This window comes from Micromonospora sp. WMMD708, from assembly GCF_049315245.1.
Lineage (GTDB): Bacteria > Actinomycetota > Actinomycetes > Mycobacteriales > Micromonosporaceae > Micromonospora > Micromonospora wenchangensis.
Map to the genome: position 1 here is coordinate 6,595,085 of NZ_CP186060.1, position 14,871 is coordinate 6,609,955.

14 protein-coding genes and 2 tRNA genes are annotated in these 14,871 nt (G+C 71.3%); 3 read left to right on the forward strand and 13 right to left on the reverse strand.

Features of this window, described 5'->3' with window-relative positions:
* Positions 1-57: 57 nt before the first annotated feature.
* Both ACN260_RS29300 and ACN260_RS29305 read right to left on the reverse strand, forming a co-directional pair.
* Positions 58-1,050, reverse strand: a complete 993-nt coding sequence (locus ACN260_RS29300; protein ID WP_422753991.1) for an L-threonylcarbamoyladenylate synthase — start codon at positions 1,048-1,050, stop codon at positions 58-60.
* 9 nt (positions 1,051-1,059) lie between these two features.
* Positions 1,060-1,365, reverse strand: coding sequence for a hypothetical protein (locus ACN260_RS29305; protein ID WP_422753992.1), 306 nt, complete (start codon positions 1,363-1,365; stop codon positions 1,060-1,062).
* A gap of 196 nt (positions 1,366-1,561) precedes the next feature.
* Here ACN260_RS29305 and ACN260_RS29310 point away from each other — a divergent pair, with 196 nt between their 5' ends.
* Positions 1,562-2,308: an HAD family hydrolase gene (locus ACN260_RS29310; RefSeq protein ID WP_422753993.1), complete on the forward strand. Its 747-nt coding sequence runs from the start codon at positions 1,562-1,564 to the stop codon at positions 2,306-2,308.
* Between the two features lie 44 nt (positions 2,309-2,352).
* Here ACN260_RS29310 and ACN260_RS29315 read toward each other — a convergent pair whose 3' ends face one another.
* From ACN260_RS29315 to gyrB, 8 genes are all read right to left on the reverse strand, one after another.
* Positions 2,353-2,688, reverse strand: a complete 336-nt coding sequence (locus ACN260_RS29315) for a DUF952 domain-containing protein (protein ID WP_422753994.1) — start codon at positions 2,686-2,688, stop codon at positions 2,353-2,355.
* Between the two features lie 94 nt (positions 2,689-2,782).
* Positions 2,783-3,433: an HAD family hydrolase gene (locus tag ACN260_RS29320; protein WP_422753995.1), complete on the reverse strand. Its 651-nt coding sequence runs from the start codon at positions 3,431-3,433 to the stop codon at positions 2,783-2,785.
* A 304-nt stretch (positions 3,434-3,737) separates the two neighbouring features.
* Positions 3,738-3,813, reverse strand: a tRNA-Ala gene (locus tag ACN260_RS29325).
* Between the two features lie 33 nt (positions 3,814-3,846).
* A complete protein-coding gene (locus tag ACN260_RS29330; protein ID WP_211291697.1) occupies positions 3,847-3,975 on the reverse strand; it encodes a DLW-39 family protein in 129 nt (42 codons plus the stop codon).
* Between the two features lie 49 nt (positions 3,976-4,024).
* Positions 4,025-4,098: transfer RNA gene (locus ACN260_RS29335), tRNA-Ile, on the reverse strand.
* A gap of 302 nt (positions 4,099-4,400) precedes the next feature.
* On the reverse strand, positions 4,401-5,273 hold the full coding sequence (locus tag ACN260_RS29340) for a DUF3566 domain-containing protein (protein ID WP_422753996.1): 873 nt from the start codon (positions 5,271-5,273) through the stop codon (positions 4,401-4,403).
* A 4-nt stretch (positions 5,274-5,277) separates the two neighbouring features.
* Entirely contained in the window at positions 5,278-9,057 is a 3,780-nt protein-coding gene (gene gyrA / locus ACN260_RS29345; protein WP_422753997.1) for an intein-containing DNA gyrase subunit A, read from the reverse strand.
* 121 nt (positions 9,058-9,178) lie between these two features.
* The gene (gyrB, locus tag ACN260_RS29350; RefSeq protein ID WP_422753998.1) at positions 9,179-11,125 is read right to left on the reverse strand and encodes a DNA topoisomerase (ATP-hydrolyzing) subunit B; all 1,947 of its coding nucleotides are present in this window, start codon (positions 11,123-11,125) and stop codon (positions 9,179-9,181) included.
* A gap of 528 nt (positions 11,126-11,653) precedes the next feature.
* Here gyrB and ACN260_RS29355 point away from each other — a divergent pair.
* The gene (locus ACN260_RS29355) at positions 11,654-12,238 is read left to right on the forward strand and encodes a hypothetical protein (RefSeq protein WP_422753999.1); all 585 of its coding nucleotides are present in this window, start codon (positions 11,654-11,656) and stop codon (positions 12,236-12,238) included.
* A 13-nt stretch (positions 12,239-12,251) separates the two neighbouring features.
* On the opposite strand, the gene ACN260_RS29360 is transcribed toward ACN260_RS29355, so the two are convergent.
* Positions 12,252-12,728, reverse strand: a complete 477-nt coding sequence (locus tag ACN260_RS29360; protein WP_422754000.1) for a MarR family winged helix-turn-helix transcriptional regulator — start codon at positions 12,726-12,728, stop codon at positions 12,252-12,254.
* Positions 12,729-12,818: 90 nt separating this feature from the next.
* On the opposite strand from ACN260_RS29360, the gene ACN260_RS29365 reads away from it, so the two are divergent.
* Positions 12,819-13,046: a hypothetical protein gene (locus tag ACN260_RS29365; RefSeq protein ID WP_145917177.1), complete on the forward strand. Its 228-nt coding sequence runs from the start codon at positions 12,819-12,821 to the stop codon at positions 13,044-13,046.
* Positions 13,047-13,049: 3 nt separating this feature from the next.
* Here ACN260_RS29365 and ACN260_RS29370 read toward each other — a convergent pair whose 3' ends face one another.
* Together ACN260_RS29370 and recF are read right to left on the reverse strand one after the other, a co-directional pair.
* Positions 13,050-13,748, reverse strand: a complete 699-nt coding sequence (locus ACN260_RS29370) for a DUF721 domain-containing protein (protein WP_422754001.1) — start codon at positions 13,746-13,748, stop codon at positions 13,050-13,052.
* Positions 13,738-14,871, reverse strand: a complete 1,134-nt coding sequence (gene recF, locus ACN260_RS29375; protein ID WP_422754002.1) for a DNA replication/repair protein RecF — start codon at positions 14,869-14,871, stop codon at positions 13,738-13,740. The genes ACN260_RS29370 and recF overlap by 11 nt, the downstream gene beginning before the upstream one ends.

Consider the following 14,871-nt stretch of genomic DNA (forward strand, 5'->3'; position numbering starts at 1 on the left):
GGATCAGGCCGGGGGCGGGGCTCAGGCCGGGGGCGGGGCTCAGGCCGGGGGCGGGGCTCAGGCCGGGGGCGGGGACCAGGTGGCGGCGGCGCGACCCAGCCGGTCGTTGACCGCCCGGCCGACCCCCTCGTCGGGGGCCGGTTCGGCGAGGATCTCGGTCACCCCGGCCGCGTCCAGCCGGTGCAGCGCGTCGAAGAGGCGGGCGGCGGCCTCGGTCACGTCACCGGCGGGCGACAGCACCTCCACCGCCGCGTAATCCGCCGCCGGGGCCGACCGGAAGGCCAGGTAACCCCGCCGGACGCCGTCGTCCGGTGCCGGCACCGCACCCCGCACCACCCGCAACGGGGTACGCGGCGCGTAGTGCGCGGCCAATGTCCCGGGGGCGACCGGCTGCCCGGAGCTGCCAGCGCGGACGGTCACCGGGCCGACCGCCGCGACGAGTTCCTCCACGGCGAGCGCCCCGAGGCGCAGCACCACCGGCTGCGGGCCACGCGCGTCCACGATGGTCGACTCGATCCCGCACCGGGTCGGGCCACCGTCGAGCACCACGTCGACCGCCGCACCGAGCCCGCGTACGACGTGCTCGGCCCGGGTGGGGCTGAGCTGCCCGAACCGGTTGGCGCTCGGGGCCGCCACCGGCACCCCGGCGGCCCTGATCAACGCACGGGCGGACGCCTCGTCGGGCACCCGCACGGCCATGCTGTCCAGGCCGGAGGTGACGATCGGCGGGATCACGGCCGGCCGGTCCACGATCAGGGTGAGCGGCCCCGGCCAGAACCGCTCGGCCAGCGCCGCGACGGTCGGGGGCAACGCGCCGACGAGGGCCGGCAGGTCGGCGACGTCGGCCAGGTGGGTGATCAGCGGATCGAAGCTGGGCCGCGCCTTCGCCTCGAAGATCCGCGCCGCGGCCCGGGCGTCCAACGCGTTCGCGCCGAGCCCGTAGACCGTCTCGGTGGGGAAGGCCACCAGCCCGCCGGCCCGCAGCACGTCGGCGGCCTCGGCGATACCGTCGTGTTCGGCGGGAAGGACGCGGGAGTAGCCAGTGGTCACCACACGACGCTAGCCTGCCGTCGGTGCGCGTGGCGGGCCGGTCTCCGCCCAGCAGACGCCGCCCCGGAACTCGACGCCCGGGATGGCGTCGACGACCCGGGTGACGTCCGCGACGGAGGCCAGCGCCCGGGTGAGGTCACCGCGCAGCTCCGCGCTGGCGAACACCAGGTCGTCCTCCTCCCGCGCCCAGTCGATGTCGGCGGCACGCAGCTCGGCGACCGCATGGTCGGTCAGCGCGGCCGGATCGGTCACGGTGACGTCGATCCGGCAGTAGAGCTGGAGACGGCGGCTGCCCGGGTCACCATCGGTCGCCATGCGGCTCAGCGGCTCCGACGGGAGCGGAGCAACGCCCAGACGCCCCCGCCGATGGCCAGCACCGTGGGCACCAGGCAGCAGAGCATCAGGACGGCCAGGTGCCACGGTCTGAGTGCTCCCATTTCGGGAAGGCTAGAGGACGCACGCCGACCGCGCCGCCCCGCGCGGTCGGTCGCGCTGCGGAAGAATCGCCGGCATGCTCCGCTCGCCGCGTGCCCTCCTGCTGGACTTCGGTGGCGTCCTGGCCGATGCGCCCCCGCAGCCGCCCGCCCCACCGGAACTCGTCCGACGGCTCTCCCTGCTCGTCGACGGCGCGGTGTCCGAACGGCAGATCGCCGCCGACCTGACCGGGGGCGCGCGACGGTACTCGGCCTGGCGCGACGACGCGGGCCGGACGGCCGACCCGGTGGAGCTGCCGCACTCCCGGGTGTGGGCAGAATTCGTCACCGGATCGTGGCCCCGCCAGGCCCGCGACGCCGTCGACCGAGAGGCGACCCCCCTGTCGTACGCCTGGACGTGGCGCGCGGACTGGGCGGTGCGCCCGGGTATCCCGGAGGCACTGGAAGCGGCCACCGGGGCGGGCCTTCCGCTGGCCGTGGTGAGCAACACCCTCTGCGGTGCCGCGCACCGGGATTTCCTGGCCGCCGCCGGGCTGGCCGGGTCGTTCGCCGCCCAGTTCTACAGCGACGAAGCCGGCCCCCGGAAGCCCAACCCGCGCCTGGCGCTGCTGGCGGCGGAGGCCGTCGGGGTCCCGATCGGTGACTGCTGGTTCGTCGGGGACACCCTCGGTCGGGACGTCGAGTGCGCCCGCCGGGCCCGGGCGGGGGCGGCGATCCTGATGCGTTCCCCCCGTACCGACCGGGAGCCGCCACACCCCGCTGTCGTACCGGACGCCCGGGTCGAGGACGGCTACGGTCTGCTGGCCCTGCTGCGTCGGGCCTGAGCAGGTTCCGGTCCTTCCTCCCGCCTCTCAGCCGGGATCGCTGCCTAGCTCTGCCCCAGCGTGTCGTCCACCGACGACGCCCCCGCCACGTGGTGGACCGCGACGACGGCGTCGCGCGGCAACGCCGAGTAGACGTGCGGGAAGGAACCGCCGTCGGGGGTGTCCTCCCAGCGCACCGCCGCGCCGAGCAGCCCGGCGTCGAGGGCGACGACCACGAGCGCCGGCTCCTGCGCGAAGAACCGCAGCGCGGTCGCACCCACCTGCTCGCGCGAGGAGCAGTGGATGAAGCCGCTGCTGTGGTCGAACGGTGAGCCGTCGAAGCGCCCGGCGGATTCGAACTCGGCCCACTCGGCGGGCAGAAGAATCTTGTAAATCAGCACGACCCAGGGTGGCAGACGGCCGGCTGATCCGCAGCTGCCGCAGCCCGTCAGCCGCCCGTCTGTCGGCGGGCTCGGCTGTACGGGTGGGCCCGTACTACCGTCCGGTGTCCTCGCCCCGTAGCACCTGAACAGCGGCCACTACGTCCGTGACGGTGCGATCAGGTGGGGTGAGCGTCGCCGGCCAGTCCTTCCCCCGGCTGACCCACAGGGTGGCAAGCCCTGCTGCGCGACCGTCCTCGACGTCGAGCACCGGACTGTCACCGATCGCCCAGCCCCCGCCGCGCAGATCGAGACCGCACCCACGGGCCGCCATCTCGAAGATCTCGCGTGCCGGCTTCCGGATGCCCACCTGTCCGGAAATTGTCCAGGCATCGACGCACCGGTCCAGTCCAGTACGCCTGATCTTGCCCAACTGGTTGTCCGCCTGGCCGTTGGTCACGATCGCGACGGTCCAGCCATCGTCGCGCAGTAGCGTCAGCGCCCCCAGCACTTCTTCGGGGCACGTCACCAGTTCCGGCATCCGGCGTCGGTACTGCCCCCACGTGGTGTCCCCTGCTGCCAGGCCGAAACGGTCCGTCACCTCGCCGAAAAACCAGTCGCGGGGCACGGAACCGTCCTGATCAGTAGTGATCAGCCAGGCCAAAGCCTCTTCCGACAGGCCGTGATCGGCGCAGAACTCGACCGCCCAGCGCCGGAACGCTTCCGAACGGTCCACGAGGGTGTTGTCGAGATCGAAGAGCGCCAACCGCTGCATGGTCAGCAACCGTACCGGCGGGTGAAGCCAAGCCCTTCGTCCCGAACGCAGTACGGCGCACCCCCACTTCTTCGGCTGCGGTACCGCTGGGCCCTCAGACTCCGACTCTGCCCTGCCTGCGGATGAGGAGCGGTGGGCGGCTCAGCACTGCCGGGCTGGTCCGGTGCTCACACCGGAGGTCCTCCAGGCGTGCACCGCAGCCTGATTCGCAGTCACGCCCGGACAGGAGATGGCATGAGCAGCTTGGCTGGACGGATGGCTGCACTCGGGGCCGAGGGTCAACCGGTGTTCGTGCTGGTGGAGCCCAGGGGACTCGAACCCCTAACCCCTGCCTTGCAAAGGCAGTGCTCTGCCAGTTGAGCTAGGGCCCCCGAAGGCGGGTCGAGCCGCCGGGTGCTGGCTGGTCAGCGCAGGTCGGGCGAGGTGGTGGCCTCGTGCCACAGGGCGCGCTCGTCGTTGGATTCCTTGACCTTCTTGGCCACCACAGCAGCGACGCCGATGATGCCGACCAGGAACAGAAGCTTCTTGAACATGGGGCGACCCCTCGCGCTCGACTCGACTGCCCGTCGGAACGGTGTGCGGTGGGGCTAGCTGGAATCGAACCAGCGACCTCAGAGTTATCAGCTCTGCGCTCTAACCGACTGAGCTATAGCCCCGCGTGGCGACGAGCAAGATTAACCCATCGCGTCGTCCGCTCCCAAATCGGGGTGGCCGACGCTCCCGCGCCTTCCCGACCGTACCGGTCGGCGCGCGACCGGGCGAGCCCTTTCCCCCGGTCCTGGGGCCGGAGATCCACCCCCGTGACGGGGAACAGCGGCATCGGGCGGCCCGGACACCGCTGGATCGGCCCACGAGCGGGCAAAAGCCGGACGAGCGGCCCACGAGCGGGCACGAGTCGGGCCGGGGATGCACGACGCCGGGGCGGCCGCTGTTCGCGGCGCCCCGGCGTCGGGTCGGATCAGTCGCGCTCGGCGAGCGTCAGCTCGATCCCGCCGACCAGGTCGGCGCAGACGTTGTAGATGAACGCCCCCAGCGTGGCGAGCGCGGTGAACAGCACCACGTTCACCAGCCCGACGAGGGCGGACGTCAGGATGACGCCCTTCGCGGTGATCTGGAAGCCGCTGTTGGTGCCCTGCCCGCCGCTGGCGCTGACCAGGTCGGTCAGGCTGTCGTTGACGCTCTGGAACACGCCCATCGCGTCCAGCGCGAGGTAGAGCACCGAGGTCGCCACGACCACCACGATGAACAGCACCACGGAGACGGCGAAGGCGAACTTCATCACGGACCACGGGTCGATCCGCTTGAGGTTCAGCCGGGCCCGGCGCGGCCCCCGGGAGGCGGCCGAACTGACCGAGGTACGCGCGGCGCGTACCGCGTCACCCACCCGCGCTGCACCGACGGCGGCTGCGCCACCGATGCCCGGGGGCAGACCGCCACCGTTGGCGGGGCGGGCGGTGTCCGGACTCGGCCGGAAACCGCCCACCTTCGGCTGGGTGCCTGTCGTGGACGGGGAGGTGGCGGCCCCGACCGTGATCGGCTGTGTCGTGTTGCTCGACCGGGCCGCCGCAGCCACCGGCTGGGTGGCCGAGGAGGGCGCGTCGGTGCCCGTCGGCTGGGGCTTCTCGGTCGTCCCCGAGTCCTCACCGGGCTTGTCCGGCGGCGGTGCCATGCCGGGTGCCCGGGTGAACTTCGGGGCAGGCGCGTCGGCGGGGACGGTGGCCCGACCCACGGCGGCGCGGCCGGCGGGGGTTGTACCGCTCTTGGCGGCCTCCTCGTCGACCGGGGTGGCCGAGGTCCCCTTGTTCCCCGACTTCGCCTGTGTCTCCGTCATTCAACTAGTCCTGTTCGTCAGGCTCGTCGGCATTGCGAGCAATCGCCACGATAGTCACGCCGTCCGGGAGGTCCATCAGCTTGACCCCCATTGTGTTCCGGTCACGGGTACGGCGTACAGGCTTCACCGGAGTCCGGATGACACCGCCGTTACTGGTGATCGCGAACAGCTCGTCGTCCGGGTCGATCACCACCGCGCCGACCAGACCACCGCGGCGCTCGGTGATCTTCGCAGTCAACACGCCCTTACCTCCCCGGCCCTGAACCGGGTATTCCTCGATGGGGGTACGTTTCGCGTATCCCCCGTTGGTGGCCACCAGGACGTCCAGGCCCTCCCGGACGACCTCCATGGCCAGCAGGACGTCGTCGTCGGTGAAGCGCATGCCGATCACACCCGAGGTGGCCCGGCCCATCGGGCGCAGCGCCTCGTCGGAGGCGTTGAACCGGATCGCCTGAGCCTTCTTGGAGACGAGCAGCAGGTCCTCCTCCGGTGCCGCGAGCACGGCACCGACCAGCTCGTCCTCATCGCGCAGGTTGATCGCGATGACGCCGCCGGACCGGTTGGAGTCGAACTCCTCGAGTCGGGTCTTCTTCACCAGGCCGTTTCTCGTGGCCAGTACCAGGTAGGGGGCCACCTGGTAGTTCGGGATTTCGATGATCTGCGCGATCTGCTCGTCCGGCTGGAAGGCGAGCAGGTTGGCCACGTGCTGGCCCTTGGCCACCCTACTGGCCTCGGGCAACTCGTACGCCTTGGCCCGGTACACGCGGCCCTTGTTGGTGAAGAACAGAATCCAGTCGTGCGTGGAGCATACGAAGAAGTGGCTGACGATGTCGTCCTGCCGCAGCGTCGCGCCGCTCACTCCCTTGCCGCCGCGCCGCTGCGAGCGGTAGAGGTCGACCTTGGTGCGCTTGGCGTACCCGGTGCGGGTGATGGTGACCACCACGTCCTCGCGGGCGATGAGGTCCTCCATCGAGACCTCGCCGTCGAACGGGATGATCTTCGTACGCCGCTCGTCGCCCCACTTCGCGACGATCTCGCTGAGCTCCTCGGAGACGATCTTCCGCTGCCGCTCCGGCTTGGCGAGGATGTCCTTGAGGTCGGCGATCTCCAGTTCGAGCTTGGCCAGGTCGTCCAGGATGCGCTGCCGTTCCAGGGCGGCCAGCCGGCGCAGCTGCATGTCCAGGATCGCGGTCGCCTGGATCTCGTCGATCTCCAGCAGCCGGATCAGGCCCTGCCGGGCGTCGTCGACGGTGGGCGACCGCCGGATCAGGGCGATCACCTCGTCCAGCGCGTCCAGCGCCTTGGCCAGACCGCGCAGGATGTGCGCCCGCTCCTCGGCCTTGCGCAGCCGGAACGCGGTCCGCCGCCGGATCACCTCGATCTGGTGCTCGACGTAGTACCTGATGAACTGGGCCAGGTTGAGCGTGCGCGGCACCCCGTCGACCAGGGCCAGCATGTTGGCGCCGAAGGTCTCCTGGAGCTGGGTGTGCTTGTAGAGGTTGTTCAGCACCACCTTGGCGACCGCGTCGCGCTTGAGTACCAGCACGATCCGCATGCCGGTACGCCCGGACGACTCGTCCCGGATGTCGGCGATGCCGGCGAGCTTGCCCTCCTTGATCAGCTCGGCGATCCGCTCGGCCAGATTGTCCGGGTTGACCTGGTAGGGCAGCTCGCTGACCACCAGCGCCGGCCGGCCCCGCTTGTCCTCCTCGACCTCCACCACGGCGCGCATCCGGATCGACCCGCGACCGGTCCGGTACGCGTCCTGGATGGCGGACTGACCGACGATCAGCCCGTGGGTGGGGAAGTCCGGACCCTTGACGATCTCCAGCAGCGCTTCGAGGGTGGTCGCCTCGTCGGCCTCCGGGTTCTCCAGGCACCACTGCACCGCCGCGCCGATCTCGCGCAGGTTGTGCGGCGGGATCTTCGTGGCCATCCCGACCGCGATGCCCTCGGAGCCGTTGACCAGCAGGTTGGGGATGCGCGACGGCAGGATGGTGGGCTCCTTGGCCCGGCCGTCGTAGTTGTCCTGCAGATCGACGGTGTCCTCGTCGATGTCCCGCAGCATCTCCATCGCCAACGGGTCCAGCTTGCATTCGGTGTTGTGGCTGACGAAGCCGTCGGAGACGAAGGAGTGGTCCTCGGTGTCCACCCGGACGCTGTAGACCGGCTGCACCCCCGCGTCGGCGACCTCGGCCACCTCGGCGTAGTAGAACCGTCCGTCGACCAACGGCTCGACCACGTCGAGCACCTCGGTGTTGGTGATCCGGGCGGCGATCTCGTCGCGGTCCCGCTCCCAACGCTCGATCCGGTCGACGTTGTGCCGGCGCAGCCAGTCCCGCTCGGTGAAGCGGGTCGCGCCGTGCTCGCGGATGAAGTCGCCCACCAGCGGCACGTGGTCGCTGGACAACGCCGTGCTACTCGCCGGCACCTGAGCCAGCTCGGACTCCAGCTTGGCCTGCTTACGGCCGAGGAAGCCGACGTGCGCGGCGAAGATCCGGGCGTCGCGACGGTTGGTCACCACGACCTTGATCTCGCCGTCGTCGTACCGGGTCTGTCGGCTGATCACGCCGAACTCCAGCAGCAACTGCTGGACCTCGCGGGCCAACCGCCCGCTGCGGGTCGAGTACGAGACCTGGATGGTGTTGCGCGGCAGCAGCGACGAGGAGCCGTCACCCTCGAAGAGCGCCTGGAGGAACGCCCGCTTGATCGCGGCCGGCCCCCGCCACACGAACTCGGGCACGAACTTCGCGGCGCTGCGCGCTCCGGCCAACTCGCCGAGGACGCTGGCGCGCAGCGCCGACAGGTCCTGTACGTCCAGCTCGTGCAGGGTGCTGCCGGAGGCGATCACCCGCTCGCTGACGTACCGGGGGCCGCCGACGGCCAGGTCGTAGGCGGCCACGACGCGCAGGAAGTAGTCCCGGTCCACGTTGTTGAAGCCCGCGCGGGCCGCCGAGACCCAGCCCTCCGACACGAACGCACCGGCGAGCACGGCCGCCTCGACGTGCTCCAGCATCGGGTAGCCGATCTCGTCCGGCACCGTCCGCTGAAGCACCACCCGGTCACCCGGGGAAATCTCGGCGAGCAGCTTCCAGAGCAGGGTCGGCACCCCGGCCACGTCCACCAGGCAGAGCACCGGGTGGTTGTGGGTGCCGGTCAGCTCGTACCCCTCGCGGGTGCGCAGTCGCAGCGTCGGGTGCTCGCCGGAGTGGAAGAACTTCGACGCGCGGACCAGGTCGCCGTTGCGGTCGCGGACCTTCAGGTCGACGTCGGTCTCACTGCTCGGCGCGGCGTCCGGTACCACGTCGCCGATCCGGACGCTGCCGTCGGCGGTACGGATACGGACATCTGCGGTCAGACAGTATCTCATCGCGGCAGCCGGGTCGTTACCCGGCGAGCCGAAGTTGCCGTTGCCGTCGACAAGCGGGTAGCGCAGCGCCCACGGCTGGGCCATCCGGACCAGCGCGTCGTAGATGGCCGAGTCGCCGTGCGGGTGGAACTGCCCCATCACGTCCCCGACGACCCGGGAGCACTTCACGTAGCCCCGGTCCGGCCGGTAACCCGAGTCGTACATGGCGTAGAGGATCTTGCGGTGGACCGGCTTGAGCCCGTCCCGTACGTCCGGCAGGGCCCGCCCGACGATCACGCTCATCGCGTAGTCGAGGTACGAACGCTGCATCTCGACCTCGAGCCCGACCGGCTCGATCCGGTCGTGCTGGACGACCGCCGCCAGTGTCTCGGGGGTCTCCGGCTCGTTCGGGGTGGACTCGGGAGTATCGGTCACTGTTAACCCTTATCAGACTCAGAGTCGTGTTCGTGCTGTGGATAACGCTGTGGAAACCGGCCAGGCTGTGGATAACCCGGTGGACGGCGGCCGGCCGGTGGGGCACCGGCCGGCCGTACCGTCAGATGTCGAGGAACCGCACGTCCTTGGCGTTGCGCTGGATGAACGAGCGGCGGGCCTCGACGTCCTCACCCATCAGCACGCTGAACAACTCGTCGGCGGTGGCGGCGTCGTCGAGGGTGACCTGACGCAGGGTCCGGGTGGCCGGGTTCATCGTGGTCTCCCACAGCTCGGGATAGTTCATCTCGCCGAGACCCTTGAACCGCTGGATGTCGTCCGGCTTGGCGTTGGGCTTCTTCTGCTGGCGCAGCGCGATCAGCCCGTCCCGCTCCCGGTCGGAGTACGCGTACTGGGCGTCGTCGCCCTTCCTGTTCCACTTGATCTTGTAGAGCGGCGGGGCGGCCAGGTAGACGTGACCCAGCTCGACCAGCGGACGCATGAAGCGGAACAGCAGGGTGAGCAGGAGCGTCTGGATGTGCTGACCGTCGACGTCGGCGTCGGCCATCAGCACCACCTTGTGGTACCGCAGCTTCTCCATGTCGAAGTCGTCGTGGATGCCCGTGCCCAGGGCGGTGATCAGCGCCTGGACCTCGTTGTTCTTGAGCACCCGGTCGATCCGGGCCTTCTCCACGTTGAGGATCTTGCCGCGGATCGGCAGGATCGCCTGGGTACGCGGATCACGGCCCTGCTTGGCCGAGCCGCCGGCCGAGTCGCCCTCGACGATGAAGACCTCGGACTCACGCGGGTCGGTGGACTGGCAGTCGGCCAGCTTGCCGGGCATCGAGCCGGACTCCAGCAGCGACTTGCGGCGGGCCAGCTTGCGCGCCTGCTGGGCGGCGATCCGGGCCCGCGCCGCCTGGGACGCCTTCTGGATGATGGTCTTGGCCTCGGCGGGGTTGCGGTCGAACCAGTCGACCAGCCGGTCGTTGCAGACCCGCTGCACGAAGCTCTTGACCGGGGTGTTGCCCAGCTTGGTCTTGGTCTGGCCCTCGAACTGCGGGTTGGCCAGCTTGACCGAGATGATCGCGGCCAGCCCCTCGCGGATGTCCTCGCCGGAGAGCTTCTCGTCTCCCTTGAGCAGCTTGCGGTCGGTGCCGTAGCGGTTGACCACGCTGGTCAGCGCTGCCCGGAAACCCTCCTCGTGGGTGCCGCCCTCGTGCGTGTTGATCGTGTTGGCGAAGGTGTAGACCGACTCGCCGTACGACTCGTTCCACTGCATGGCGATCTCGACCGACATGCCCTCTTCCTCGGCGGCGAACTCGACGACGGTCTTGTGCATCGGGTTCTTCGAGGCGTTGAGGTGCCGGACGAAGTCGGAGATGCCGCCCTCGTAGAAGAAGGTGACCTCGCGGGGCTTGCCCTCCTCGCCCTCGGCGACCCGCTCGTCGAGCAGGTGGATGGACAGGGCCCGGTTGAGGAAGGCCATCTCCTGCAGGCGGCGGTAGATGGTCTGGAAGTCGAAGTCGACCGTCTCGAAGACGTCCGGGTCGGGCCAGAAGGAGACCGCCGAGCCCGTGCGGTCGGTGGTCTCGCCCTTGTCGAGCGGCTCCGGCTTGGAGTTGTGGTACTTCTGCCGCCACACGTGGCCGGACTTGTGGATCTCGACGGCCATCCGGGTGGAGAGGGCGTTCACCACGGAGACGCCGACGCCGTGCAGACCGCCGGAGACCGCGTACGCCTTGCCGTCGAACTTGCCGCCCGCGTGCAGCACGGTCAGCGCGACCTCGACACCGGGCTTCTTGAGCTTCGGGTGCAGGTCGACCGGGAAGCCACGGCCGTTGTCGGTGACCCGGACCCCGCCGTCGGCGAGCAGCACCACGTCGATGGTGTCGCAGTAGCCGGCGAGCGCCTCGTCCACCGCGTTGTCCACGACCTCCCACACCAGGTGGTGCAGGCCACGCTCGCCGGTCGACCCGATGTACATGCCGGGTCGCTTGCGGACCGCCTCCAGACCCTCGAGGACGGTGATCGACTCTGCGCCGTAATCCTGCTTGTCCTGCGCTGCCACCCTCGGCCACTTTCTCGCACCATCCGCGCCGGGGCGCGGGGGCGCGGGTTCGGCGGACAGGACGCGACGTCGGCGTGCACGGGTGACGGCCCCGCAGGGCCGTCGCGGATCGTGCGCGCCGGTCGCCGCGGTTGCCCGCGGATCGCGATCGGCCAGACCCGACCCGGGACGTTGATCAAGGGCCGGTGAGGGCCCCCGTCCGTCGCACCGCGTCAGGTCGTCGTCTCAGCGTCAATCTTACTGTGCGCACACGACATAACCGCCACTCGGCACCCCTTGAAGGCGGCTCAGACCCTCGTAGCGGGCCGAATCTCGCTGTCCGCGACTCCCCCTACACGCCCCGGTCCGGTCTCCGTGCCCGCCGCCACCGGATAGTCCGGCTCGCCGGGTGGCGCGGGGTCGCGTCGGGTGGTGGTCGTACCGTAGCTTTGCGGCGCGCGACGAAGTCGCTCGTCTTGATCTTTTCCACCCGTAACCGGGACGATGGACCCGATCGATCCGACACGTGCTCTCGAGAGGTGACACCAGATGGGGCTGGACAATGTCGCGGTGCACTGGCCGCGGACCGGCCGCTTCTACGACCCGGTCGCGCCGGCCGAGTTCGTCGACTTCGGCGAGATCGTCGACATTCCCCGCATCTCCGCGCCGACCGCCGCGCTCGCCGAGCACATCGCCAAGACCGGCACGGTCCGGGCGACCGCGTACACCGAGCTGGTCGACCTGATCCTCGGCCTGGAAAATGTGCTCTACGCCACTGACGCCGCCGCCGAGGACGAGGATCCGGTGATCGACCCGGACGGCTGCGCCTGGATCGCCGACGGGGTGGAGAAGTTCGTCGCCCAGCACCGGCCGCACGGCGAGACGGTGACCTTCGAGTCGGTCAGCGAGGTGCTCCGCGCGCTGCTCGGTGACGGCCGCCTGGCCGAGCAGCAGTTGCGCTGGCTGGGCAGTCGGCTCGACCGGCTGCGCGACGAGAACGGCGACCCGCCGCAGTGGGACTTCACCTGCGCCGAGCTGGGGGTGCTGGCCGCCTTCTACCGGCGCTGCGCGGACCGGGGCTTCGCGATCTACGCCGACGCCGAGCCGGGTCGTCGTCCGGGCCCGCAGCCCTGAGCGGGACCCGGTTCTAGGGGTCGTCCGGCGTCGGTGCGGAGGTGACCGTGCCGTTGGCGGCGGCGATCACCCGGGTCAGCGCCGCGTGCAGGTCGCGTAGCTCGGCCAGCGGCAGCCCGAGCCGGGCGACGACCGCCGGGGGGATCTGCTCGGCCTGTGCCCGCAGCGCCCGGCCGGTCCCGGTGAGCGACACGGCGAGGCTGCGTTCGTCGGCCGGGTCCCGCTCCCGGCGTAGATAGCCGGCCGCCTCCAGCCGCTTGAGCAGGGGCGACAGGGTGCCCGGGTCGAGTTGCAGCAGCCGGCTCAGCTCCCGGACCGACAGCGGCGCGTGCTGCCAGAGCGCCAGCATGACCAGGTACTGCGGGTGGGTCAGCCCCATCGGCTCCAGCAGCGGCCGGTAGACCGCGACGACGCCCCGGGCGGCGACGGAGAGCGCGAAGCAGACCTGCTCCTCCAACGCCAGCGGATCCCCGTCGGGCGGTCCGTCCACGTGTGTTCCTCCTCGTCGCCGTTGCGATGCTACCAATGATTGGTGTACCAATTATTTGTACACCAAGCTTCGAGGAAGGGTCGGTTGCCGATGAGCGAGGACAAGCCGGCGGCCAAGGCCCCGGGCGAGGGTGGCCGGCTCCTGGCCTGGGCGTTCAAGAATCTGGCCGGCCCGCCGGAGGTGGCCGGCGCGGTGCAGGGCGGCTCCCGGCAGGCCCGCGACGCCTGGAAAGAAGACCTGGAACGACGCAAGCAGTGGAGCCGCGAGCAGCGGGAACGCAAGCGCGCCGAGCGGGAGGCCCGCCGTGCGGAACGGTGAACCTCAGCCGTAGGTGTCGCGTGGTCCCCGGCCGCGCACCCGACGCGGCCCCCGCGACCAGGACGGCGCCGCCGGCCCGTGGATGTGCAGCTTGCGGACCACGTTGTGGCCGACCTCCCCGGCGATCCGCTTCAACAGCGACCCGGCGAGCAGCCGCAGCTGGGTGGCCCACGCGGTCGACCGGGCCTCCACGGTCAGCTCGCCGTCCTCCAACTTGACCGGGCGGCTGTGCTGGGCGATCTCCGGCCCGACGACCTTCTCCCAGGCGCCGAAGACGGTCGCCTCGGCCGCCGGCTGCTGCCAACCCCGCGCCTTCATCAGCCGTTCCAGCACCGCGCCCAACGGCTGCGGGTCACGCGGGTCCGGCCCCGGCCCGGAGTAGCCGCGCAGCCGCCGCCCACCGCCGTCGGCCGCGCCGGTCACCCCCGGTCGCCGGGTGCGGGCCGCCGCCTCCCGCCGGGCCCGCGCCGCGTCCAGCACCGCCCGCGCCAACTCCGGCCCGCTCGCCCCCGCAGCCGCGCCGCCGGCCGCAACCGCCGAACCCCCGGGCGCGGCGTCCGCGTCGCCGCCCGCCGGTCGGCCCCGCGCACCCTCCGCGCCCCCGCCGACTCCCCCGGGGGTACGCGCACCGCGTGCCCCGCCCGGGGCGGTGCGCCCCGGGCGTCCCGTCGACCCGGTGGGCTGCTCCGGTTCAGTCGACACGCCGGACCGTCCCCTCCCCGACTGCGTACCGGGCGCCGCGCAGGGCCACCGGGACGTCGTCGTCCACCGCACAGGTCACCAGGAGCTGACCGGCCCCGCCGACCAGCTCGGCCAGCCGCTCCCGGCGACCCGCGTCCAGCTCGGCGAAGACGTCGTCGAGCACCAGCACCGGTTCGATCCCGTCGGCGCGCAGCAGGTCGTACCCGGCCAGCCGCAGCGCCAGCGCGTACGACCAGGACTCGCCGTGGCTGGCGTACCCCTTGGCGGGCAGCGGGCCGAGGGTGAGCACGAGGTCGTCGCGGTGCGGCCCGACCAGCGTGGTACCCCGCTCGATCTCGGCCGACCTGGACTCGGCCAGCGCGGCGGTCAACGCCCCGGCCAGCACCTCCCGGTCGGTGCCCACCCCGGTCAGCTCCACCGACGGCCGGTACGCGATGCCCGCCGCCCCGGCCCCCGCCGCCACCGCGTCGTACGCCTTCGCCACGTGCGGGGTGAGCGCGGCGACCAGTTCCAGCCGGCCGGCGAGCAGCTCGGCCCCGTGCCGCGCCAGGTGGGCGTCCCAGACCGCCAGGGTCGACAGGTCGCCGCCACGCGACCCGCCCGTCTTACGGGCCAGGTACGCCGTACGCAGCAGGGCGTTGCGCTGCTTGACCACCCGGTCGTAGTCGGCGCGCACCCCGGCGTACCGGGGCTGGCGGAGCACCAGCAGGTCGTCGAGGTAGCGGCGGCGTTCCGCCGGGTCGCCCCGGACGAGTTCCAGATCCTCCGGGGCGAACAGCACCAGCCGTAGCGCGCCGATCACGTCCCGGGCCCGCCGGGCCGGGGAACGCCCGAGCCGGGCCCGGTTGGCCTTCCCGGGGACGATCTCCAGCTCGATCAGCAGTTCCCGGCCGTCGTGCACCACCGCGCAGCGGATCACGGCGGCGGTCGCGCCCAGCCGGACCAGGGGGGCGTCGGTGGCGACCCGGTGCGAGTCCAGGGTCGCCACGTAGCCCAACGCCTCGACCAGGTTGGTCTTGCCGACGCCGTTCGCGCCGGTCAGGACGTTCGGTCCCGGCTCCAGATCGAGGCCGACCCGCCCGTACGAGCGGAAGTCGACCAGTTCGAGCCGGCGGACGTACAC

Coding starts and splice junctions, on each gene's coding strand:
- ACN260_RS29305 (WP_422753992.1), bottom strand. CDS start 1,365: ATGGCGACCGATGGTGACCCGGGCAGCCGCCGTCTCCAGCTCTACTGC.
- ACN260_RS29310 (WP_422753993.1), top strand. CDS start 1,562: ATGCTCCGCTCGCCGCGTGCCCTCCTGCTGGACTTCGGTGGCGTCCTG.
- ACN260_RS29330 (WP_211291697.1), bottom strand. CDS start 3,975: ATGTTCAAGAAGCTTCTGTTCCTGGTCGGCATCATCGGCGTCGCTGCT.
- ACN260_RS29340 (WP_422753996.1), bottom strand. CDS start 5,273: ATGACGGAGACACAGGCGAAGTCGGGGAACAAGGGGACCTCGGCCACC.
- ACN260_RS29355 (WP_422753999.1), top strand. CDS start 11,654: ATGGGGCTGGACAATGTCGCGGTGCACTGGCCGCGGACCGGCCGCTTC.
- ACN260_RS29365 (WP_145917177.1), top strand. CDS start 12,819: ATGAGCGAGGACAAGCCGGCGGCCAAGGCCCCGGGCGAGGGTGGCCGG.